This is a genomic window from Cedecea davisae DSM 4568, from assembly GCF_000412335.2.
Lineage (GTDB): Bacteria > Pseudomonadota > Gammaproteobacteria > Enterobacterales > Enterobacteriaceae > Cedecea > Cedecea davisae.
The window spans coordinates 3,749,135-3,771,117 of record NZ_KE161030.1; the positions used below are offsets into that span (position 1 = coordinate 3,749,135).

At 54.8% G+C, this 21,983-nt stretch carries 19 protein-coding genes; 8 read left to right on the plus strand and 11 right to left on the minus strand.

What is annotated here, in order from left to right; genetic code table 11:
• Nucleotides 1-26 precede the first annotated feature (26 nt).
• The 4 genes from pyrG to rlmD all read right to left on the minus strand — a co-directional run bounded on the left by pyrG (nucleotide 27) and on the right by rlmD (nucleotide 6,353).
• Nucleotides 27-1,664, minus strand: coding sequence for a glutamine hydrolyzing CTP synthase (gene pyrG, locus HMPREF0201_RS17010; RefSeq protein WP_016538008.1), 1,638 nt, complete (start codon nucleotides 1,662-1,664; stop codon nucleotides 27-29).
• A gap of 225 nt (nucleotides 1,665-1,889) precedes the next feature.
• The gene (mazG, locus tag HMPREF0201_RS17015) at nucleotides 1,890-2,681 is read right to left on the minus strand and encodes a nucleoside triphosphate pyrophosphohydrolase (RefSeq protein ID WP_039898742.1); all 792 of its coding nucleotides are present in this window, start codon (nucleotides 2,679-2,681) and stop codon (nucleotides 1,890-1,892) included.
• Between the two features lie 75 nt (nucleotides 2,682-2,756).
• Nucleotides 2,757-4,988, minus strand: coding sequence for a GTP diphosphokinase (gene relA / locus HMPREF0201_RS17020; protein WP_016538010.1), 2,232 nt, complete (start codon nucleotides 4,986-4,988; stop codon nucleotides 2,757-2,759).
• 51 nt (nucleotides 4,989-5,039) lie between these two features.
• Complete coding sequence (rlmD, locus tag HMPREF0201_RS17025; protein WP_039898744.1) at nucleotides 5,040-6,353, minus strand: 23S rRNA (uracil(1939)-C(5))-methyltransferase RlmD; 1,314 nt, start codon at nucleotides 6,351-6,353, stop codon at nucleotides 5,040-5,042.
• A gap of 61 nt (nucleotides 6,354-6,414) precedes the next feature.
• Between rlmD and barA the strand changes: the two genes are divergently transcribed.
• Nucleotides 6,415-9,183 (plus strand): two-component sensor histidine kinase BarA, encoded by a 2,769-nt coding sequence (gene barA, locus HMPREF0201_RS17030; protein WP_016538012.1) that lies wholly within the window; start codon nucleotides 6,415-6,417, stop codon nucleotides 9,181-9,183.
• On the opposite strand, the gene HMPREF0201_RS17035 is transcribed toward barA, so the two are convergent.
• The gene (locus tag HMPREF0201_RS17035; protein ID WP_016538013.1) at nucleotides 9,180-9,752 is read right to left on the minus strand and encodes a TetR/AcrR family transcriptional regulator; all 573 of its coding nucleotides are present in this window, start codon (nucleotides 9,750-9,752) and stop codon (nucleotides 9,180-9,182) included. The genes barA and HMPREF0201_RS17035 overlap by 4 nt on opposite strands.
• A 170-nt stretch (nucleotides 9,753-9,922) precedes the next feature.
• Between HMPREF0201_RS17035 and HMPREF0201_RS17040 the strand changes: the two genes are divergently transcribed.
• Together HMPREF0201_RS17040 and HMPREF0201_RS17045 are read left to right on the plus strand one after the other, a co-directional pair.
• The gene (locus HMPREF0201_RS17040) at nucleotides 9,923-11,050 is read left to right on the plus strand and encodes an MBL fold metallo-hydrolase (protein ID WP_016538014.1); all 1,128 of its coding nucleotides are present in this window, start codon (nucleotides 9,923-9,925) and stop codon (nucleotides 11,048-11,050) included.
• 39 nt (nucleotides 11,051-11,089) lie between these two features.
• Entirely contained in the window at nucleotides 11,090-11,431 is a 342-nt protein-coding gene (locus tag HMPREF0201_RS17045; protein WP_016538015.1) for a helix-turn-helix domain-containing protein, read from the plus strand.
• Between the two features lie 47 nt (nucleotides 11,432-11,478).
• Here HMPREF0201_RS17045 and HMPREF0201_RS17050 read toward each other — a convergent pair whose 3' ends face one another.
• The 5 genes from HMPREF0201_RS17050 to syd all read right to left on the minus strand — a co-directional run bounded on the left by HMPREF0201_RS17050 (nucleotide 11,479) and on the right by syd (nucleotide 14,252).
• Nucleotides 11,479-11,928, minus strand: a complete 450-nt coding sequence (locus HMPREF0201_RS17050) for a flavodoxin (RefSeq protein WP_016538016.1) — start codon at nucleotides 11,926-11,928, stop codon at nucleotides 11,479-11,481.
• A gap of 17 nt (nucleotides 11,929-11,945) precedes the next feature.
• Nucleotides 11,946-12,725: a tRNA pseudouridine(65) synthase TruC gene (gene truC, locus HMPREF0201_RS17055; protein ID WP_016538017.1), complete on the minus strand. Its 780-nt coding sequence runs from the start codon at nucleotides 12,723-12,725 to the stop codon at nucleotides 11,946-11,948.
• The gene (locus tag HMPREF0201_RS17060; RefSeq protein WP_016538018.1) at nucleotides 12,725-13,054 is read right to left on the minus strand and encodes a YqcC family protein; all 330 of its coding nucleotides are present in this window, start codon (nucleotides 13,052-13,054) and stop codon (nucleotides 12,725-12,727) included. The genes truC and HMPREF0201_RS17060 overlap by 1 nt, the downstream gene beginning before the upstream one ends.
• A gap of 245 nt (nucleotides 13,055-13,299) precedes the next feature.
• The gene (locus HMPREF0201_RS23215) at nucleotides 13,300-13,461 is read right to left on the minus strand and encodes a hypothetical protein (protein WP_167344791.1); all 162 of its coding nucleotides are present in this window, start codon (nucleotides 13,459-13,461) and stop codon (nucleotides 13,300-13,302) included.
• Nucleotides 13,462-13,706: 245 nt separating this feature from the next.
• Entirely contained in the window at nucleotides 13,707-14,252 is a 546-nt protein-coding gene (gene syd, locus HMPREF0201_RS17065) for a SecY-interacting protein (RefSeq protein WP_039898747.1), read from the minus strand.
• A gap of 64 nt (nucleotides 14,253-14,316) precedes the next feature.
• On the opposite strand from syd, the gene queF reads away from it, so the two are divergent.
• The 4 genes from queF to HMPREF0201_RS17085 all read left to right on the plus strand — a co-directional run bounded on the left by queF (nucleotide 14,317) and on the right by HMPREF0201_RS17085 (nucleotide 19,825).
• The gene (gene queF, locus HMPREF0201_RS17070) at nucleotides 14,317-15,159 is read left to right on the plus strand and encodes an NADPH-dependent 7-cyano-7-deazaguanine reductase QueF (RefSeq protein ID WP_016538020.1); all 843 of its coding nucleotides are present in this window, start codon (nucleotides 14,317-14,319) and stop codon (nucleotides 15,157-15,159) included.
• Nucleotides 15,160-15,274: 115 nt separating this feature from the next.
• Complete coding sequence (gene ppnN, locus HMPREF0201_RS17075; RefSeq protein WP_039898749.1) at nucleotides 15,275-16,639, plus strand: nucleotide 5'-monophosphate nucleosidase PpnN; 1,365 nt, start codon at nucleotides 15,275-15,277, stop codon at nucleotides 16,637-16,639.
• 464 nt (nucleotides 16,640-17,103) lie between these two features.
• Nucleotides 17,104-18,393 carry an HAAAP family serine/threonine permease gene (locus tag HMPREF0201_RS17080; protein WP_016538022.1) on the plus strand — a complete coding sequence of 430 codons (1,290 nt, stop codon included), beginning with the start codon at nucleotides 17,104-17,106 and terminating at the stop codon, nucleotides 18,391-18,393.
• Between the two features lie 64 nt (nucleotides 18,394-18,457).
• Entirely contained in the window at nucleotides 18,458-19,825 is a 1,368-nt protein-coding gene (locus HMPREF0201_RS17085) for an L-serine ammonia-lyase (protein WP_016538023.1), read from the plus strand.
• Nucleotides 19,826-19,855: 30 nt separating this feature from the next.
• Here HMPREF0201_RS17085 and HMPREF0201_RS17090 read toward each other — a convergent pair whose 3' ends face one another.
• Complete coding sequence (locus tag HMPREF0201_RS17090; protein ID WP_016538024.1) at nucleotides 19,856-21,040, minus strand: aminotransferase-like domain-containing protein; 1,185 nt, start codon at nucleotides 21,038-21,040, stop codon at nucleotides 19,856-19,858.
• Between the two features lie 182 nt (nucleotides 21,041-21,222).
• Between HMPREF0201_RS17090 and xni the strand changes: the two genes are divergently transcribed.
• The gene (gene xni, locus HMPREF0201_RS17095) at nucleotides 21,223-21,981 is read left to right on the plus strand and encodes a flap endonuclease Xni (protein ID WP_016538025.1); all 759 of its coding nucleotides are present in this window, start codon (nucleotides 21,223-21,225) and stop codon (nucleotides 21,979-21,981) included.
• Nucleotides 21,982-21,983: the final 2 nt, after the last annotated feature.

Sequence of the window (21,983 nt, forward strand, 5' to 3'; positions counted from 1 at the left end):
ATCGCGCGTTGCCGTTCTAACTCTGCTTACTTCGCCTGGCGTTTCTGGTACTCACCGGCGGCTTTCACGAAGCCTGCAAACAGTGGGTGCCCGTCACGCGGAGTCGAAGTGAATTCCGGGTGGAACTGGCAGGCAACAAACCACGGATGATTTGGCACCTCAATGATTTCCACCAGTTGGTCATCACCGGAACGACCTGCAACACGTAAACCAGCTGCTTCAATCGGTTTCAACAGCATGTTGTTGACTTCATAGCGATGGCGATGGCGTTCAACGATAGTCGACTCACCGTACATCTGACGAACCAGGCTGTCGTCGCTCAGCTGGCAAGGCTGGCCACCCAGGCGCATGGTGCCGCCCAAATCGCTCTTCTCGCTGCGAACTTCTACGTTGCCTTCTTCATCGCGCCACTCGGTTATCAGCGCAACCACAGGGTACTTACAGTCTGGCACAAATTCGGTGGAGTTGGCGTTAGCCATACCCGCCACGTTACGAGCGAACTCGATAAGCGCGACCTGCATACCCAGGCAAATGCCCAGATAAGGGATGTTGTTTTCACGGGCATAGCGCGCGGTGGCGATTTTGCCCTCAACGCCGCGATAGCCGAAACCGCCAGGAATAAGGATAGCATCCAGGCCTTTCAGCAGCTCTACGCCGCGGGTTTCAACATCCTGCGAATCAATCAGCTTGATGTTCACGGTCAGACGATTTTTCAGCCCGCCGTGCTTCAGCGCTTCAATCACCGACTTATAGGCATCCGGCAGTTCAATATACTTGCCGACCATACCGATGGTGATTTCGCCCGTTGGGTTAGCTTCTTCGTAGATAACCTGTTCCCATTCAGCCAGATTGGCTTCAGGCGCGTTCAAGCTGAATCGTTTACAAATATAATCGTCCAGCCCCTGTGATTTCAACAGGCCTGGAATTTTATAGATAGAATCGACGTCTTTCAGAGAGATTACCGCTTTCTCCGGGACGTTACAGAACAATGCAATCTTGGCGCGTTCGTTAGCCGGTACGACACGGTCTGAACGGCAGATAAGCACGTCTGGCTGGATACCAATGGAGAGCAGTTCTTTAACGGAGTGCTGGGTCGGCTTAGTTTTCACTTCACCGGCTGCGGCCATGTAAGGCACCAGCGTCAGATGCATGTAGAGGGTGTGCTCGCGGCCCACTTCTACCGCCATCTGGCGAATCGCTTCAAGGAACGGCAGGGATTCGATGTCGCCGACGGTGCCGCCGATTTCTACCAGCACCACGTCGTGACCTTCGCCACCTTCCAGAATACGTTCTTTAATGGCGTTGGTGATGTGCGGGATAACCTGCACGGTCGCGCCAAGATAGTCACCACGGCGCTCTTTACGCAGTACGTCAGAGTAGATACGGCCGGTGGTGAAATTGTTACGGCGGCTCATCTTGTTACGGATAAAACGCTCGTAGTGACCCAAATCGAGGTCGGTTTCAGCGCCGTCTTCTGTAACGAACACTTCCCCATGCTGGATAGGGCTCATGGTACCCGGATCGACGTTGATGTACGGATCGAGTTTCATGATGGATACGTTGAGGCCACGGGCTTCAAGAATAGCTGCGAGGGAGGCTGCGGCAATGCCTTTACCCAGAGAGGATACGACCCCGCCGGTCACAAAAATATAGTTCGTTGTCATGCTGAACCTGAGAAGTTAGGTTTAAAGACGATGGAATAACCAGGACGGGAAAGTAGTATACCCGAACAGCATGGGCGCCACAAACATTCATTCTGTTCCGCGGATTTCAATCCGGCACCACAGTCAGGCTAAGAAAATAGCCTGACTGCAATAAATGTTTTTGACGTAAATCAAGCGCTTGTTAAATAGAATGCGCCAGAAAGTGCGTTTGGTAGCAAAAACGCTTTAGATATCAGTTTCCTGGCGTTTCACTTCTTGCCACGCATTTTCCATAACTTCCAGTCCCGCCTGCTCCATTGTCAGGCCCTGGGCGGCAACAATCGCCTCCACTTTCCGAAAACGTGCTTCAAATTTCCGGTTAGCTTTTTGCAATGCGACTTCCGCTTTGGTGCCTAAATGGCGGGCCAGATTGACGGTAGCGAACAGTAAATCGCCAACTTCTTCTTCCAGTTTGGCTTCATCCACGACGGCCTGTTTTGCTTCAAACATGACTTCGTCGATCTCTTCGTGAACTTTATCCAGCACCGGGCCCAGCGTGGTCCAGTCAAAACCGACATTGGAGCAGCGTTTCTGGATTTTTTGCGCACGCATCAGCGCCGGAAGTGCTTCGGGAATATCGTCCAGCGCCGAGTGCTGAGCCTTCTGCGCACGCTCTTCAATTTTGATCTGTTCCCACTTCGCCAGGACTTCGCTGCTGGTCGCGGCGTCGCCGTCGGCGAAGATATGCGGATGGCGGCGCTCAAGCTTATCGCTGATTGCCCGGCAGATATCTTCGAAGTTAAAACGATCTTCTTCCTCGGCCATCCGGGCGTAAAACACCACCTGGAACAGCAGATCGCCAAGCTCGCCGCGCAGATCGTCAAAATCTTCGCGGTTGATAGCGTCGAGCACTTCATAGGTTTCTTCGAGGGTGTGGGGGGCAATGGTGGAGAATGTCTGCTCGCGATCCCACGGGCAGCCGTTTTCAGGATCGCGCAGGCGCTGCATGATGCCGAGCAGGCGGTCGATTTGAGTCATTATCATTCCTTGTTTTTTTACCCTCACCCAGGCTCTCTCCCTAAAAGCGAGAGGAGCGGAGTAAGGGGCAATAAGTTAGCCGTGCAGCCTGCGGGCATCGATAATATCCGGCACCTGATTCAGCTTGCCGAGTACGCGACCCAGCACCTGTAGATTGTAGATTTCGATAGTCATATCGATAGTTGCCAGCTGCTGTTTGGTATCGCTGCGGCTGGCGACGCCCAGTACGTTAACCTTCTCGTTCGCCAGAATAGTCGTAATGTCTCGCAGCAGGCCGCTGCGGTCATTGGCCGTGACGCGCACCACCAGCGAGTAACCGCTGGAATAGCTTTCGCCCCAGACGGCATCAACAATGCGCTCCGGCGCGTGAGATTGCAGCTCTGCGAGCTGATCACAGTCGGCGCGGTGAATCGAAATGCCCCGGCCCTGGGTAATAAAGCCGACAATCTCATCACCCGGGATCGGCTGGCAGCAGCGCGCAATGTGGTGCATCAGATTCCCAACGCCCTCAACCACGACGCGGCCATTATCTTTACTGCTGTGCGACTGTGGAGCGTAGGTTTTTTGCTTCAACTGGCGCAGCGCGGCGGCATCCTGCTCTTCGGCGCTTGGCTTATTAAACTGCGCCTGAAGGTAGTTGCTCATCTGGTTGAGGCGAATGTCGCCCCCGCCGATGGCCGCCAGTAACTCTTCAATTTCGTTGAAGTTGTAGCGCGGCAGCAGGGTTTTTTCCGCCTCTTTCAGGCTGATTCCCAGGTGTTCAATTTCGTCATCGAGGATCTGACGCCCGGCGAGAATATTTTTATCCCTGTCCTGCTTGCGGAACCAGTTGTGGATTTTCGCCCGCCCGCGGCTGGTGGTGATATAGCCGAGGTTAGGGTTCAGCCAGTCGCGGCTCGGGTTTGGCTGTTTCTGGGTAATGACCTCAATCTGGTCGCCCATTTGCAGCTGGTAGGTGAACGGCACGATACGCCCGCCAATCTTCGCCCCAATACAGCGGTGACCAACATCACTGTGGATGTGATAGGCAAAGTCGAGCGGCGTGGAACCAGCGGGCAGGTCCACAACGTCACCTTTCGGGGTAAACACGTAAACCCGATCGTCGAACACCTGGCTGCGAACTTCGTCGAGCATCTCGCCGGAGTCGGACATCTCTTCCTGCCAGGCAATCAGCTTACGCAGCCAGGCAATGCGATCTTCATAACCGGAGCTGCCGCTGCGCGCGTTTCCTTCTTTGTACTTCCAGTGCGCGGCAACGCCCAGCTCCGACTCTTCGTGCATCTGCCGGGTACGGATCTGGATTTCAATCGTCTTACCGTTCGGGCCAAGCACCACGGTATGAATCGACTGGTAGCCGTTGGGTTTGGGGTTCGCAACGTAGTCGTCGAACTCGTCCGGCAGGTGGCGGAAATGCGTATGCACAATACCCAGCGCCGCGTAGCAGTCTTGCAGGCGCTCGGCGACGATACGCACCGCGCGCACGTCAAACAGTTCATCAAACGCCAGATGCTTTTTCTGCATTTTGCGCCAGATGCTGTAGATATGTTTTGGGCGGCCATAAACTTCGGCTTTCACGCCCTCTTCTTTCATCGAACTACGCAGCCCAGCCACAAAATCATCGATGTAGTGTTCACGATCGATACGGCGTTCGTGCAGCAACTGGGCAATGCGCTTATATTCATCCGGGTGCAGGTAGCGGAAGCAGTAATCTTCCAGCTCCCACTTGAGCTGGCCGATGCCCAGTCGGTTAGCGAGCGGCGCATAGATATTGGTACACTCTTTGGCCGCCAGCACGCGTTCGTCTTCCGGCGCGTCCTTCACTTCTCGCAGATGGGCAATACGTTCGGCAAGTTTGATGACCACGCAGCGGAAATCATCCACCATCGCCAGCAGCATGCGGCGGACGTTATCCACCTGGTCTGAGGAAACGGAGTCCGTGTGGGTCGCTTTAAGATGGCGAATCGCGTCCATATCGCGCACGCCGTGGATAAGCGTCACCACCTGCTTGCCGATATTTTCCAGCATCACCTCTTCGCTAACGACGCCCGCGTCCGCCAGCGGGAACAACAGCGCCGCGCGTAGGGTGTCGTTATCCATACTCAGCATCGAGAGGATTTCGACCATTTCAACACCGCGCCACAGCAGCAGCTCGGCATCAGGATGACCTTTGGTCTGGCGCTCACAATACGCCCAGGTTTCGGCTAAGCGTTCACACGACTGCTGGTTGGAAATCCCGAGGCTTGCAATCCATTTTTCGGGCGCAAATTCGCCAGCTTTGTTGAGATGTGCACTTCTTACCGCAACCATTATCCTCTCCTGTCGGGCCAAAATTCAGGCAAACCAGCCTGATTAACCGCTTTAATTACGCTCAAAGAGCGCCATAGACTCCAGATGCCCGGTGTGGGGGAACATGTCGAGCATCGCCAGCTGCCTGATTTGGTAACCGGCTGCCAGTAACGCAGCGCTATCACGCGCGAGCGTGGTGGGGTTGCAGGAAACGTACACCACCCGGCTCGGCGCCAGCTTAATAATATGCTGCATTACGCCCGGCGCACCGGCACGGGCCGGGTCGAGCAATATTTTAGTAAAACCCTGCGCGGCCCACGGCTGACGCGTAACGTCATCCTCCAGGTTTTCATGGAAGAATGTGACATTTTTCAGCGAATTACGCTGAGCATTATATTCACCTTTCTCCACCAGCGCAGCAACGCCTTCAACGCCCACGACCGAGGCGGCTCGTTTTGCCAACGGCAGGGTAAAATTCCCCATTCCGCAGAACAAATCCAGCACCCTGTCGCCGGGCTGAACATCCAGCCATTCAATCGCCCGGGCCACCATCAGCTGGTTAACTTCATCGTTAACCTGAATAAAATCGCGCGGGCTAAAGCATAAGCGTAGCCCGTCTGAGTCATACCAGGGCTGCTCATCCGTCAGCGGCTCCAGCGTGTCGCTGTCCGGGGCGAGGTAGAGCGCAACGCCAAGGGAATGCGAGAACTGTTCCAGTTTTTGTCGGTCACCGGCGCTGAGCGGCGCTAAATGACGCAGCACCATCAGTGGCCCGTTATCCGCCAGTACCAGCTCGACATGGCCTAACCGCTTCACAATACTTAATTCAGACAAGCAAAGACGTAAAGGTTCAAGTAATGCTTCAAGTGGGGGCGCCAGAACGGGGCAATGGTGAACGTCAACCAGCTCTTTGTCGCTCGCCTTACGAAAACCCATCTGTAAGGTCTGTGTGCGAAGATGATAATTCAACCCCAGCCGGGCACGACGGCGATATCCCCACGGGCTGGCGGAAATCACTTCGTCCACCGGGCGAGGCAGGTCACGTTCGCCCATCATGCGGCCAAGCGCTTTGGATTTTGCTTCCTGCTGTAGGGCGATACTCGCGTGCTGCTGCTGGCAGCCACCGCATACGCCAAAATGCGGGCAGCGCGGCTTAACGCGATCGGGGCTATCGCTCAGGCGGCGCTTTACCTCGGCCTGAGCGTAGCTACGCTTGTCTTCAGTTATCCGGACTTCAACCTGCTCGCCGGGTAAGGCCGCGCGGATAAACAGCGTCTTGCCTTTATGGCGAGCGACGCCCTGCCCAAACGGGTCGAGGTCGTTAACGGTCACGGTTAATAATTCACGATTCGTATCGCGTCGCTTTGCAGAGTAGAATTGCGCCATGATGTAAGTAGATGTGTTCTCAAATGTCACTGTTGCTTTTATTGTCCCATATCGGAACCCCATGACCAACTACAGCCTGCGCGCACGCATGATGATCCTGATTCTGGCCCCGACGCTTCTGGTCGGCCTGCTGCTCAGCATCTTTTTCGTTGTCCACCGTTACAATGACTTGCAGCGTCAGCTGGAGGATGCGGGCGCCAGTATTATCGAGCCGCTGGCGGTTTCCAGCGAGTACGGCATGAACTTTCACAGCCGGGAATCCATTCGCCAGCTGGTCAGCGTGCTGCATCGCCGCCATTCGGATATCGTGCGCGGTATATCGATTTACGATGACAGCAACAAGCTATTCGTCACCTCAAACTTTCAGCTTAATGCTTCCCGGCTGAAACTGCCCGATGGCGAGAAGCCGCCAACCGATCTCACCGTCAGCAGGATAGGCGACTTGATGATCCTGCGTATGCCGATTGTTTCCGAGCGCTATTCGCCCGACGAGTCCGCAGAAGCGAACAGCAAGCTGACCGGCAGCACGCTCGGCTACGTTGCAATGGAGCTCGATCTCAAATCGGTCAGGTTGCAGCAGTACAGGGAAATATTTATTTCGACGCTGATGATGCTGTTCTGCATCGGCATCGCCATGCTGTTTGCCTATCGCCTGATGCGCGACGTAACGGGCCCTATCCGCAACATGGTAAACACCGTCGACCGCATTCGCCGCGGGCAGTTGGATAGCCGCGTTGAAGGCTTTATGCTGGGCGAGCTGGATATGCTGAAAAACGGCATCAACTCGATGGCGATGTCGCTAACCGCTTATCACGAAGAGATGCAGCACAACGTTGACCAGGCAACATCCGACCTGCGCGAAACGCTGGAGCAAATGGAGATTCAGAACGTGGAGCTGGATCTGGCCAAAAAGCGGGCCCAGGAAGCGGCGCGTATTAAATCAGAGTTCCTGGCGAATATGTCCCACGAGCTGCGCACTCCGCTTAACGGCGTCATTGGCTTTACCCGCCTGACGCTGAAAACCGACCTTAACCCAACACAGCGCGACCATCTGTACACTATTGAACGCTCCGCCAACAATCTGCTGACCATCATCAACGACGTGCTGGACTTCTCCAAACTCGAAGCGGGCAAGCTGATTCTGGAGTCGATTCCATTCCCGCTGCGCAATACGCTGGACGAAGTGGTCACGCTGCTGGCCCATTCCGCCCACGACAAAGGGCTGGAGCTAACGCTAAATATCAAGAACGACGTGCCGGATAACGTTATTGGCGACCCGCTGCGTCTCCAGCAGGTGGTCACCAACCTGGTGGGCAACGCGATTAAATTTACCGAAACCGGCAATATCGATCTGCTGGTGGAAAAACGCGCCGAAGGGAACAATAAAGTTCAGATTGAGATGCAAATCCACGATACCGGCATCGGCATTCCTGAGCAGGAGCAGTCGCGGCTGTTCCAGGCTTTCCGCCAGGCGGATGCCAGCATTTCGCGGCGCCACGGCGGCACCGGCCTGGGGCTGGTCATCACCCAGAAGCTGGTTAATGAGATGGGCGGGGACATTTCCTTCCACAGCAAACCCAACCGCGGCTCAACCTTCTGGTTCCATATCAGCCTCGACCTGAATCCTAACGCGGTTAACGACAGGCAGGCGCTGGGCAAACTGGCCGGCAAGCGGCTTGGCTACGTTGAGCCGAACGTCACCGCCGCCCAGAGCACCATGAGCCTGCTGCAAAACACGCCGCTGAGCGTGATCCACAGCCCTTCCCTGTCCGGGCTGCCGGACGAGCACTTCGATATTCTTCTGTGCGGTATACCGGTTACCTTTACCGAAACCCTGACCCTTGAAAACCCAAAACTGGCAAAAGCGGTGACCATGGCCGACTGCCTGATACTGGCGCTGCCTTGCCATACTCAGGTCGGTGCGGAAGAGCTAAAACGCCAGGGCGTAGCGGGCTGCCTGCTGAAGCCAATCACCTCTACCCGCCTGTTCCCGATGCTGCTTGAGAATTGCCACAACGCAAACCTTGAGCTGCCGTTCGCAGAACAAAGCGACAAACTGCCGATGGCCGTGATGGCGGTGGACGATAACCCGGCCAACCTGAAACTTATCGGCGCTTTGCTCGAAGACCACGTTCAGCAGGTGGTGCTGTGCGAAAGCGGCTCGCAGGCGCTGGAGCGTGCCAGGCAGATGAACATCGATATTATTTTGATGGATATTCAAATGCCTGAAATCGACGGCATCCGCGCCTGCGAGCTGATTCGCCAGTTGCCTCACCACCAGCAAACGCCGGTGATTGCGGTTACCGCCCACGCGATGGCCGGGCAGAAAGAGAAGCTGCTGAGCGCCGGAATGAACGATTATCTTGCCAAGCCGATTGAAGAGGAAAAACTGCATAACCTGCTGATGCGCTACCATCCCGGTAATATCGGCCATCCGCCATTACCGTCAGAAGAAAACGCGCCGCCGGCTATCAACATCAACCAAACGCTTGACTGGAACCTGGCGCTGCATCAGGCCGCCGGTAAGGCCGACCTGGCTCGCGAGATGCTGGAAATGCTGCTGGAGTTCCTGCCCGAAGTGCGAAACATCGTTGAAGAGCAGTTGGTTGGCGATAAGCCGGAAGGCCTGGTTGAGATAGTCCATAAGCTGCACGGAAGCTGTAGCTATAGCGGCGTTCCACGCATGAAAAAACTGTGCCAGACATTAGAGCACGGCCTGCGTAGCGGTATGGCTCCGGGAGACCTGGAGCCTGAGATGCTTGAATTGCTCGACGAAATGGATAACGTGGTGCGCGAAGCAAAAAAATACCTCAGCGCGGCGGCGCTTTAGCTTTTGGTCATGCCGCGCCACATCACGTCAAACCCGGCAGACTTATACTCTTCTCTGCGCGCGGGTTCGCGACCGGCAAATTCCATCGTGGTTTCGGCCAGCGCAAAGAAAATGGCATCGGCAAAGGCGGTTTCGATACCGGTGAGCGCCTCGTTGGTTACGCACTCTTTGGAGAGCTGGCGCAAATCGGGATAAGCCTGGTAAACCTGCTCCAGCGTTTCGGGAGTAATTTTTCCTGAAACCGCCAGCTGCCGCATCGCCTTACGGGCCGCTACGTTGACCAGCCCCCAGTCGATATAGTTGCTCCACACGGTTCTGGAGCGTTCCTTATTCGGCGCATTCCGGTCGTAAGTCTTCATCAGCTCGCCGCCCAAATCCTGCTTATGGTGGAGATAAACCGCATTCAGCAACTCGTCTTTAGTAGGGAAATAGCGAAACAGGGTCCCCTCGGCAACGCCCGCCTTTCTGGCAATCAATGACGTTGCGGCTCCCAGCCCCAGCTCTGCTATCGCATCGGTAGCAGCATCGAGTAATGCTAAACGTTTATCTTCACTTTTTGGACGAGCCACAATTCCTCACAGGTAAGTTAACTAAATGAATGGGTCCGGCCGCTACAAAAACCGGGGTCGATACTGTTTATCATACCGTAAATTTTATTGACGGTTGATCTTACCTGCCTATAATGAGTGTTTACTCACTCAATAGCAATATTATCCCTACGCTTCCTGAGAGAATCCCTATGGCTGCCGCGCATTCTGGCAAGCGTTCGTTAACCCTGAAATTCATGGTCGTGATTATGTTATTAGGCCTTACCGCCACCAGTGCCGCGCTGTTCCCGATGACTGAATTTGGCAAATTGCCTCAGGGCAGCCGTCTCGAACGCATCCAGCAATCGCCGCAGTACCGCGACGGCAAATTCCACAACCAGAGCGAAACGCCAATGATGACCGACAAACGCGGTCGTGTGGCGGCGCTGTGGGATTTCTTCTTCGCCCGCCCGGATACGGTAAAGCCTGACAGCCCGCTTCCGCTGGTAAAAACCGACCTTGCGGCGCTGGATAAGCAGCAGGATGTTGTGGTCTGGCTGGGCCATTCTTCCTGGTTTATTCAGCTTGGCGGGAAACGCATTCTTATCGACCCGGTGTTCAGCCATTACGCTGCCCCTTTCGCCTTTTTGAACAAAGCCTTCGTCGGCGATTACCCGTGGCGGGCGGAAGACATGCCGGAGATCGATGTCGTTATCATCTCTCACGATCACTGGGATCATCTTGATTACCCGACCCTGCGGGCGTTGAAGTCGAAAATAAAACAGATAGTGACCCCGCTCGGCGTCGGTGCTCATCTCGAAGCCTGGGGTTTTTCTCCTGCGCTTATCCACGAGCTGGACTGGCAGGAAAAGATGGCCATCGACGGTGAGCTGACGGTTCACGCCCTGCCCGCTCGCCACTTCTCGGGGCGGGGTTTAACCGGCAATAAAACCCTGTGGGCAAGCTTTATGCTGGTCTCGCCGCAGCGAAAAGTTTACTACAGCGGCGATACCGGGTACGGCCCGCACTTCAGGCAGATAGGCGAGCAGTTCAGCGATATCGATCTCGCCATCATGGAAAACGGCCAGTACGACGAAGGCTGGAAATATATTCACATGATGCCCGAAGAGGCCGCTCAGGCAACCGAAGAGCTGGGAGCGAAAACCATGGTGCCGGGGCATGCGGGGCGTTTTGCCCTGGCCAACCACAGCTGGGATGAGCCTTTCCGCCGTATCGCTGCCGCCAGCGTCGGGCGCGGTTACGCCCTGCTGACCCCGGAAATGGGTCAGATAGTTGAAGTCAGCAAACAGAGCCAGGTCTTCGACTCCTGGTGGGAATAGAGCAACTCAATAATCGAAAAAGATGTAGAAGGAGGTGATATGTCCATGCCTAAAGATTTTATGGAATCTCTGCTTGAATGGGTCGACGGCAATATGCAGCGCCCGCTGCGTATTGAAGAAGTCGCAAGGCAGTCCGGATACTCAAAGTGGTACTTACAGCGGATGTTCTCTGACTGGGCGGGAAAAAGCCTCGGGGCCTACATTCGCGAACGCAAATTGCAGTTAGCGGCCGACGATCTGAAAAATACCTCGGATAAGATCCTCGATATTTCTGTGCGTTACGGGTTCGATTCGCAGCAGTCTTTTACCCGCACCTTCGGAAAACGTTTCAACACCTCGCCTGGTGCCTACCGCCGCGATAACGAGCAACCGCTAAACTGAGCCCCTTCCGGGGCGGGTAAGCCTGATGTTACCCGCCCGGCCAGGCCTCAGCTCAGTAGCGTCGCCCAGTGCTCGACCCACGGGCCGGAAACCACTTCAGGCTCCGGGTGATCGTTAGCATCAATCGTCAGTACGCTGTCGATTCGGGTTGCCCCCTGCTCCTGCAGCAAAGCATCAAACTGCTTACCGCCGCCGCAGAAATGGTCATAATTGCTGTCGCCGAGCGCTATCAGCCCGTAACGCAACTCGGGCTGGTAACCGACCTTAACTTTAATCGCCTGAAACAGCGGCACGATACTGTCCGGCAAATCTCCCTGCCCGGTCGTTGACGTCACAACCAGCGCATAATGGTTGCGATAGTATTGCCAGTCCGCCAGTTCCGGGTCTTCAAACACTTTTGCCTGATGGCCGTGCTTTTTAAGAATGGTTTCGGCCTCTTCCGCCACTAACAGCGCGTTGCCATACATAGTGCCTACAAAAATACCTACTTCGGCCATCGGTAACTCCTTAAGAATTAGAGACAAGGCTTATCCTGGCAACTCGCCGGATCAAACTCAATATTTTCAACATCCGGTAGCTGGCCGCGCCAGCCGAACTCCGTCAGCATATGCATCCATGTATCATCCAGACCCGCTTTCAACGTCAGCGGCTCCCCGGTCACCGGATGATTGAGCGAAAGCTGGCTGGCGTGCAGCATTAATCGCTGGCAGCCAAAATGTTCCGCTGCGCCCCGGTTCTGACGCAAATCACCGTGTTTGGAATCGCCAATTATCGGATGACGAAGATGGGAAAGATGGCGACGTAGCTGGTGCTTGCGGCCCGTTTCCGGCTCAAGCTCCACCAGACTGTAGCGCGCCGTCGGGTAGCGCCCCACAGCAACCGGCATTTCTACCGTCGCCATCCCGCGATAATGGGTTACCGCAGGCTGCGGCCCTTTATCCTGGTCGCTAAATTTATCGGCAATTTTATCCAGCTCTTCGACCAGCGGATAATCAAGTACCGCTTCATCCTGAAGCCAGCCGCGAACCACGGCATGGTAGCGTTTCTGGATCTGATGCTGCTCAAATTGCTGTGAAAGTAGGCGGCCTACTTCGCTGGAAAGCCCCATCAGCAGCACGCCGGAAGTTGGCCTGTCGAGACGGTGAACGGTAAAGACATGCTGACCAATCTGGTCACGCACGGTTTGCATCACCACAACTTTTTCATGCCTGTCCAGCCAGCTGCGATGTACCAGCCAGCCGGAGGGTTTATTCACCGCAACCAGCCATTCATCCTGGTAAATAATCTCCAGCATCAGGCCTCGCCCGTCTCAAATAACGCGTCCAGCTCAAGCAGCGCTGCAAGCAGCGGTTCGCGCACGGCATGCGTCGCATCCAGCGCCATTTCATAGTAGGGCGCGACGGCAAAGGCATCCGGCAGCGGATGGTTGCTCTCCAGCAGGGCATGCATACGCGGGATAAGCACCCATTGCAGCCACTCATGAGGTTGCAGCGTGTCCATGCAGAAAGGCTGCGTGCTTTCAAATGCCGCCGCGTCGGGCGGCAGGCCCTGCCAGAGGGAGTGATCGCGCAGGATCTGCTCAATGGTGAGTAAATGATGGCGAACCAAAGTCTGGCGCTCCATGAAAACCTCATGCTTGTGTGAAAAAGGGCGGAACAGAATAACACTTCTTGCCGGTGCGGGAAAAAGGCATAAAAAAAGGGAGCACTGTTTACACAGTGCTCCCGGTTCGTTTCGCAGCCAATCCAGCTACTTTTAGTGCTCCCTGCTCGTCCGTGACAACTTTGTCCTACGGTCTCCTGACCCACAATCCGTCGCCAACGCATCCTGCTACCGTCATCCTGATGGTGTCCTGCATCACCCTGACGCTAAATCCTTAAGTCTTCCTGACCCACCGAACTCCTGTTGCGGCTCTCATTCTCCATCCTGGAGGTGTCCTTTAACTCTTCCTGAGTTATCCTCGCTTCATCTGTGAAGCCTTTCCTGAACGCCTTCCCGGCGGGTTCCTCTTCATCATGAAGTGACATCATCCTGATATCTCCTTCAATCCGTCGACGTCCTGTCGATGACAATAGAATCCTCTATTTGGCCGCCTGTGACAAGGTATGTAGCGAACCGGCGGGCAAAAACTTTCATTCGGAACCTTCCGAATAAAATAATAACTAATTGTTTAATAAAGATATAAAACCATAACCGTTGATTTAGTCTGCCGCTAAATGTAGCGATCTCTCACAGGTCTTGTAAGAGATCTCTCACAAAGGTGCGAGTAAAATGGCTAAATAACCTGAGGTGTTAAGGCGTCAAGAAATGCGGGAAGGGAAGCAGAAAGCACGCTGCGTTGAGAGGTGCCGATTCTTTCAAGCACCACCTCACCTGTCAAGTTACACAGCGAAACCACTTCCATTTCGTCTTCGGTGGTCGCCAGGAACAACGTAGGCGAGAGTTTCAGGCGTTTTTGGGTCACCAGATGACCTATCAGATTCTCCTGCACGCGAAGAAAATCATCCTCGCTCCAGGCCTGCAACAGCGTCAATGCCGTAGTCCCACAAACCGCGGGCATATCTCCGGCAAACTGCGTGGTGTAAAACTCATGAATACCAGGCTGCAGGGCAATATCCAGCGCTCGCTCAACGGCACTCAAATCCGCCACTGGAGTCAAAGGCTGCGGCTGCCAGCGCACATCACCGCCCGTGGTGGTGACAATACAGGGCGACGGAATACCGTACAGCGCTTCGCTGGCGGGCCAGCTCCCCGTTTCTTGCTGCCACAGCTCGCAAAAACGACGGGTAAATTCTTCCAGGGCAAGGCTGACTTCGTTCATTAATTTCTCACTCGCGTAGGCTGGGGTACAATAAAAGCTGATTGTACCTTTATCTCGGTGAAACATGTCCTACGAAAATCACCAGGCCCTGAGTGGCCTGACGCTGGGTAAGCCGACCGCTTACCAGGATCAATACCAGCCTTCCCTGCTGCAGGCCGTACCGCGCAGCCTCAACCGCGACCCTGTCGGCCTGCATGCCGACAGCCTGCCGTTCACCGGCGGAGACATCTGGACGCTGTATGAGCTTTCCTGGCTGAACAACAACGGTCTGCCGCAGGTTGCCGTCGGCCACGTACAGCTGGACGCCAACAGCGTTAACCTGGTGGAGTCCAAAAGCTTTAAGCTTTACCTCAACAGCTTTAACCAAACCCGTTTTGCCGACTGGGAAACCGTGCAGGAAACCCTGAAGCGCGATTTAAGCGCCTGCGCAGGCGGCGATGTCAGCGTAGTGCTGTTCCGCCTTCATGAACTTGAAGGACAGGAAATTTCAGCCTTTAGTGGAGAATGCATCGACCAGCAGAACATCACCATCGACAGCTATGAATTCGATGCAGATTATCTCGAAGGCGCGGCCAAAGAAGAGGTCGTGGAAGAGACGCTGGTCAGCCACCTGCTGAAATCCAACTGCCTGATAACGCACCAGCCGGACTGGGGTTCGGTACAAATTCGCTATCGCGGCCCGAAAATCGACCGTGAAAAACTGCTGCGCTATCTGGTCTCTTTCCGCCACCATAACGAATTCCACGAGCAATGCGTGGAGCGCATCTTTAACGACCTGCAGCGCTACTGCCAGCCGCAGGCGCTGAGCGTTTACGCCCGCTACACCCGGCGCGGTGGCCTGGACATTAACCCGTGGCGCACCAATACCGATTTCCATCCCGCTTTTGGCCGCCTGGTTCGCCAATAAGTGCGAAATAGCTCCCAGCGACAAAACCGATTACGGTTTACGGGTTGTTAAAGTGAACAAGCCAGGGCTATTGTAATCTGTGAGAACGGCACTTTTCGTTCCGTAAGGAGTTCACTTGATTACACATATTAGCCCGCTTGGCTCAATGGATATGTTGTCGCAGCTGGAAGTCGATATGCTTAAACGCACGGCCAGCAGCGACCTTTATCAACTGTTTCGTAACTGCTCGCTGGCGGTGCTTAATTCCGGCAGCCAGACCGACAGCAGCAAAGAGCTGCTGTCCCGCTTTCAGAACTTCGATATCAACGTGTTACGCCGTGAACGCGGCGTAAAACTCGAACTTATCAACCCACCGGAAGACGCCTTTGTAGACGGCAGGATCATTCGTGCGCTGCAGGCCAACCTGTTTGCGGTACTGCGAGACATTCTGTTCGTTAACGGTCAAATCACCAATGCTGGCCGTTTCCAGCATCTGAATAAAGAAAACTCCATTCATATCACCAACATGGTGTTTTCCATTTTACGAAATGCCCGTGCGCTACACGTCGGCGAGGCTCCGAACCTGGTTGTTTGCTGGGGCGGCCACTCGATTAACGAAAACGAATACCTCTACGCCCGCCGCGTCGGCACCCAGCTCGGCCTGCGCGAGTTGAATATCTGTACCGGCTGCGGGCCTGGCGTGATGGAAGCGCCGATGAAAGGTGCCGCCGTGGGCCACGCTCAGCAGCGCTATAAAGAAGGCCGCTTTATCGGCCTTACGGAGCCATCAATCATCGCCGCCGAGCCGCCTAACCCGTTGGTTAACGAACTGATTATCATGCCGGACATTGAAAAACGGCTTGAGGCATTCGTGCGTATCGCCCACGGCATCATCATCTTCCCGGGCGGCGTGGGTACGGCAGAAGAGCTGCTTTACCTGCTGGGCATCCTGATGAACCCGCATAACCATGACCAGGTACTGCCGTTAATTCTGACCGGGCCAAAAGAGAGCGCCGATTACTTCCGCGTGCTGGACGAATTTATCGTCAACACGCTGGGCGAAACCGCACGCCGCCATTACAAAATCATCATCGATGACGCTGTAGAAGTGGCGCGGCTGATGAAAAAAGCCATGCCGCAGGTTAAAGAGAACCGCCGCGAAACCGGAGATGCCTACGGGTTTAACTGGTCAATTCGCATTGCGCCGGACCTGCAAATGCCGTTTGAACCAACCCACGAGAATATGGCTAACCTGCAACTCTACCCCGATCAGCCGGCAGAAAAACTGGCGGCTTCGCTGCGCCGCGCCTTCTCCGGGATTGTGGCGGGTAACGTCAAAGAGGCCGGGATCCACGCGATAGAAAAATTCGGCCCGTATAAAATTCACGGTGACCCGGAAATGATGCAGCGCATGGACGCTCTGCTACAGGGCTTTGTCGCTCAGCACCGCATGAAGCTTCCGGGCAGCGCCTACATTCCCTGCTACGAAATCGTGCGTTAATCACAAACGGGCGGCCGCTGGTCGCCCTTCTTTTTTACCCTCGTCCGCTCCAGTTAATCGATTGCGTTCACATCTAAACCGCCAAACATCACGCCTACAGATAAATCCTCGTAGAAAAAACCTGTTTTACCCACTTTCTCCAGTGAAAACCGAGTTATTTGGTCGGGTATAATTTATTGCATCATCCGCAAGTGATAGGCTTCACGCCCATAAATTTCACGATGATATACATGAACAGATTGTTATGCGGAATTGTTACGCTAATGACGTAGATTATCGCATTTGGGATCGCGATCACTGATACATAGGCGACATAAATGTATCTTTCCGCCCGCTGATTATTACGGGCCACAACTACTATAAAAACGCCCGTCGCCAGAATTTAGTTTCAGCAGTTATGACCATAACGTCGTTTTAACTGCGAATTTTTCAACATTGCACGAAACATTCCTTTGGAGAAGTTGATGGAAACCACTCAAACCAGCAGTATTGTCTCTGCTGAGAAAAAAGGCGCATGGCGCAAGACCGACACCATGTGGATGCTGGGCCTGTACGGCACAGCGATTGGGGCAGGTGTTCTGTTCCTGCCAATTAACGCCGGTGTAGGTGGTCTGATCCCACTGTTCATCATGGCGATCCTTGCATTCCCGATGACCTTCTTCGCACACCGCGGTATGACCCGCTTCGTGCTGTCCGGTAAAAATCCGGGCGAAGACATCACCGAAGTTGTAGAAGAACACTTCGGCGTCGGCGCGGGTAAACTGATTACCCTGCTGTACTTCTTCGCTATCTACCCAATCCTGCTGGTTTACAGCGTGGCAATCACCAATACCGTAGACAGCTTCATTACCCACCAGCTGGGTATGACGTCTCCACCGCGTGCCATTCTCTCCCTGATTCTGATTGTCGGCATGATGACCATCGTACGTTTCGGCGAGCAGATGATCGTGAAGGCGATGAGCATCCTGGTATTCCCGTTTGTTGCGGCCCTGATGGTTCTGGCGCTGTACCTGATTCCTAACTGGAGCGGCGCGGCATTTGAAACGCTTTCCTTCAGCGCAACCCCGGCAACCGGCAGCGGCCTGTGGATGACCCTGTGGCTGGCAATTCCAGTAATGGTGTTCTCCTTCAACCACTCCCCGATCATCTCCTCCTTCGCGGTAGCGAAGCGTGAAGAGTACGGCGAAGGCGCAGAGAAAAAATGCTCCAGCATTCTGGCTCGTGCACACATCATGATGGTGCTGACCGTAATGTTCTTCGTATTCAGCTGCGTGCTGAGCCTGTCCCCGGCTGACCTGGCGGCGGCAAAAGCGCAGAACATTTCTATCCTGTCCTACCTGGCTAACCACTTTAACGCACCGGTTATCGCCTGGATGGCGCCAATCATTGCGATGATTGCGATTACTAAATCCTTCCTCGGCCACTATCTGGGCGCTCGTGAAGGCTTCAACGGTATGGTTATCAAGTCTCTGCGCGGCAAAGGCAAGAGCATTGAAATCAACAAACTGAACAAAATCACCGCGCTGTTCATGCTGGTGACCACCTGGGCAGTCGCTACGCTGAACCCAAGCATCCTGGGTATGATTGAAACTCTGGGTGGCCCGGTTATCGCGATGATCCTGTTCCTGATGCCGATGTATGCGATTCAGAAAGTACCGGCTATGCGTAAATACAGCGGCCATATCAGCAACGTATTCGTTGTGATTATGGGCCTGATTGCCATCTCCGCTATCTTCTACTCGCTGTTCAGCTAAGCCTTCTAAAAGCCGCCCTTCGCGGGCGGCTCTCTTCTTTAAGTCTCTTACGCAGGGAAGTCTCATGATTAGCGTATTCGACATTTTCAAAATCGGTATCGGCCCATCCAGCTCTCATACCGTCGGCCCAATGAAGGCCGGTAAACAGTTCTCTGATGACCTGATTGAGCGCGGCATTCTGCACGATATCACCCGCGTGGTGGTTGACGTCTACGGCTCGCTTTCCCTGACGGGGAAAGGGCACCACACCGATATCGCCATCATTATGGGGCTGGCCGGTAATCTGCCGGACACCGTTGATATCGACTCAATCCCACATGTGATTCAGGACGTTAATACCCACGGGCGCCTGATGCTGGCCAACGGTCAGCACGAAGTAGAGTTCCCGGTGGACAGCTGCATGAATTTCCATGCCGATAACCTGGCATTGCATGAAAACGGCATGCGCATTAGCGCTCTGGCCGGTGACAAAGTGCTGTACACCCAAACCTACTACTCCATCGGCGGCGGTTTTATCGTTGATGAAGCGCACTTTGGGCAGCAAAGCGAAAACAGCGTAAGCGTGCCTTATCCGTATAAAAACGCTGCGGATTTACAGCGCCATTGCCGCGAAACCGGCCTGTCGCTCTCCGGCCTGATGATGCTGAACGAACGGGCGCTGCATACTCAGGAAGAGATTGACGCCCACTTTGCCGCCGTTTGGGAAGTCATGCGTAGCGGAATTGAGCGCGGTATTACTACCGAAGGCGTGTTGCCGGGCAAAATGCGCGTACCGCGCCGCGCCGCCGCCCTGCGCCGTATGCTGGTAACCAGCGACAAAAACAGCTCTGACCCGATGGCCGTAGTGGACTGGATCAACATGTTTGCGCTGGCGGTCAACGAAGAGAACGCAGCCGGTGGCCGCGTCGTCACCGCGCCCACCAACGGAGCCTGCGGTATTGTTCCTGCGGTTCTGGCCTACTACGACAAATTTATTCGTCAAGTGAATGCCAACTCCTGCGCCCGCTACTTCCTGGCGGCCGGGGCAATTGGCACGCTGTACAAAATGAACGCCTCAATCTCCGGCGCGGAAGTGGGCTGCCAGGGTGAAGTCGGCGTGGCTTGTTCCATGGCTGCGGCCGGTCTGGCGGAACTGCTGGGCGGAAGCCCTACTCAGGTTTGCATCGCCGCAGAAATCGGCATGGAGCACAACCTGGGGCTGACCTGTGACCCGGTTGCCGGGCAGGTTCAGGTGCCGTGCATCGAACGTAACGCCATTGCTGCGGTAAAAGCGGTGAACGCCGCTCGCATGGCAATGCGCCGTACCAGCGAACCTCGTGTCTGCCTGGATAAAGTTATCGAAACGATGTATGAAACCGGCAAGGACATGAACGCCAAGTATCGCGAAACCTCTCGCGGTGGCCTGGCGCTGAAAATTGTCGCCTGTGACTAAGCAGAAAGGCTCCCATCGGGAGCCTTTCTTTTAGAGTGATGCTTTCAGCCGCTTCACCGCTTCAACCAGCTGTTCATCGGTCGCCGTCGCATAGGAGAAGCGCAGCGTGCGCTTATCGGCACGATCGCTAAAGAAGAATTCCCCGGGAACATAAACCACGCCGTTCTCCAGCGTTTTTTGCAGCCAGGCGGTGGTATCAAACTCGTAGCGGAACGAGGCCCAGAGGAACATCCCGCCCTGAGGCTGATTGAACGTAATATGCTCGCTCAGCTCTTCTTCCAGCAGACGCGAAAGCGTCAGACATTTCTGCCTGTAGGCTTCACGAATCAGCTCAATCTGCGGATTTAACCTGCCCAGAGTCAGGTAGGCAGCCGTCAGAGACTGGGTAAAAGAATTGGCGTGAAGGTCGGTAGCCTGCTTGATAATAGCGACCTTTTGCTTCATCCACTCCGGCAGAATAATCCAGCCAACGCGCAGCCCCGGCGCCAGAATTTTAGAGAACGTTGAAGTATAAACTACGTGGTCGGCATAGCCCTGCTCCGTCGCTATCTGAAGCAGCGTTTTTTCGCGGCGGTCGGTAAAGCTGATGGCGCCGTATGGATCGTCCTCGATTATCACGAAATCATATTCGGCGGCGAGTTTTACCAGCTTCTCGCGGCGCTCTGCGCTCATCGTTGTTCCGCTCGGGTTACCAAAAGTCGGCACCAGATAGACGCCTTTAATGCGCGTAGTTTTCAGCAGCGCTTCCAGCTCATCAACGATCATTCCGTGCTCATCACCGCCGACCGACGCAACTTTAGCGCCCGTCAGGCTAAGGATTTGCAGCGTTGCCAGGTACGTTGGGCGTTCAACCACAAATACGTCGCCCTCATCCACCAGGCCGCGCATCAGCAAGTCCAGCGCCTGCTGCGATCCGGAGGTAATCAGTAATTGGTCGCTACGGGTCGTTATCCCGCGCTCCCGGCAAAGCTCAACCAGCTGCTCACGCAGCTCGCTATTGCCCTCGGTCAGCCCATACTGGAAGGCCTCATTGAAGTTCTCTTCCAGCGCTTTGCGGGTCGCCAGTTCCAGCCCTTCTCTGTCGAAAAGGTCGCTGGAAGGAATACCGCCGGCCAGCGAAATCACGCCCGGCATTTTGCTGTGTTTAAGGAGTTCACGAATGGCCGAAGGTTGCAGGTTTTGAATACGTTGCGCGAGGTGTTTAGTGTTACTCATATGATGTTCTCTATTTTTTTATTCGCCAGAAATATACATAGCCCCCTAACGACTACGCAATGTCTTTCCATCTTTAGTTAATAAGGTTTCTGCGAGAAAGATTCCTGATTTCTGCGATGAGAATAGCTCATGATGGCGGGAAGTGTTAGGCTAAGACAATCCTTGTTAAAGGTAAATTTCTTATGTCTATTCATTTACTTATCGTCGATGCGTTAAACCTGATCCGCCGCATACATGCGGTACAAGGCTCTCCCTGCGTTGAAACCTGCCTGCACGCCCTCGAACAATTAATTAACCACAGCCAGCCAACGCACGCGGTAGCGGTGTTCGACGACGAAGAACGTCGGGACGGCTGGCGTCATCAGGTATTGCCGGACTACAAAGCCGGGCGCTCTCCTATGCCGGAAAACCTGCATGCAGAAATGCCCAACCTGCGCGAAGCCTTTACCCGGCGCGGCGTACAGTGCTGGCACTCAAAAGGAAACGAAGCTGACGACCTGGCCGCAACTCTGGCGGTCAAAGTCGCTTCCGGCGGCCACCGGGCAACCATCGTCTCCACGGATAAAGGCTACTGTCAGCTACTGGCTCCGACTTTGCAAATCCGCGACTACTTCCAGAAACGCTGGCTTGACGCCCCTTTTATTGAGCATGAATACGGCGTGCAGCCCGGCCAGCTCGGTGATTTCTGGGGCCTGGCGGGCATCAGCAGCAGTAAAATTCCAGGCGTGCCCGGCATCGGTCCTAAAAGCGCGACGCAGCTCATCAATACGTTCTCCACTCTGGAAGAGATTTATCAGCGGCTTGATGAAGTCCCGGAAAAATGGCGTAAAAAGCTTGAGCAGCACAAACAGAGCGCGTTCGTCAGCCGCCAGGTTGCAAGGCTACAAACGGATTTACAGCTGGATGGTAATTTACAGCAGCTAAGGCTGGCGGGGAGTTGACC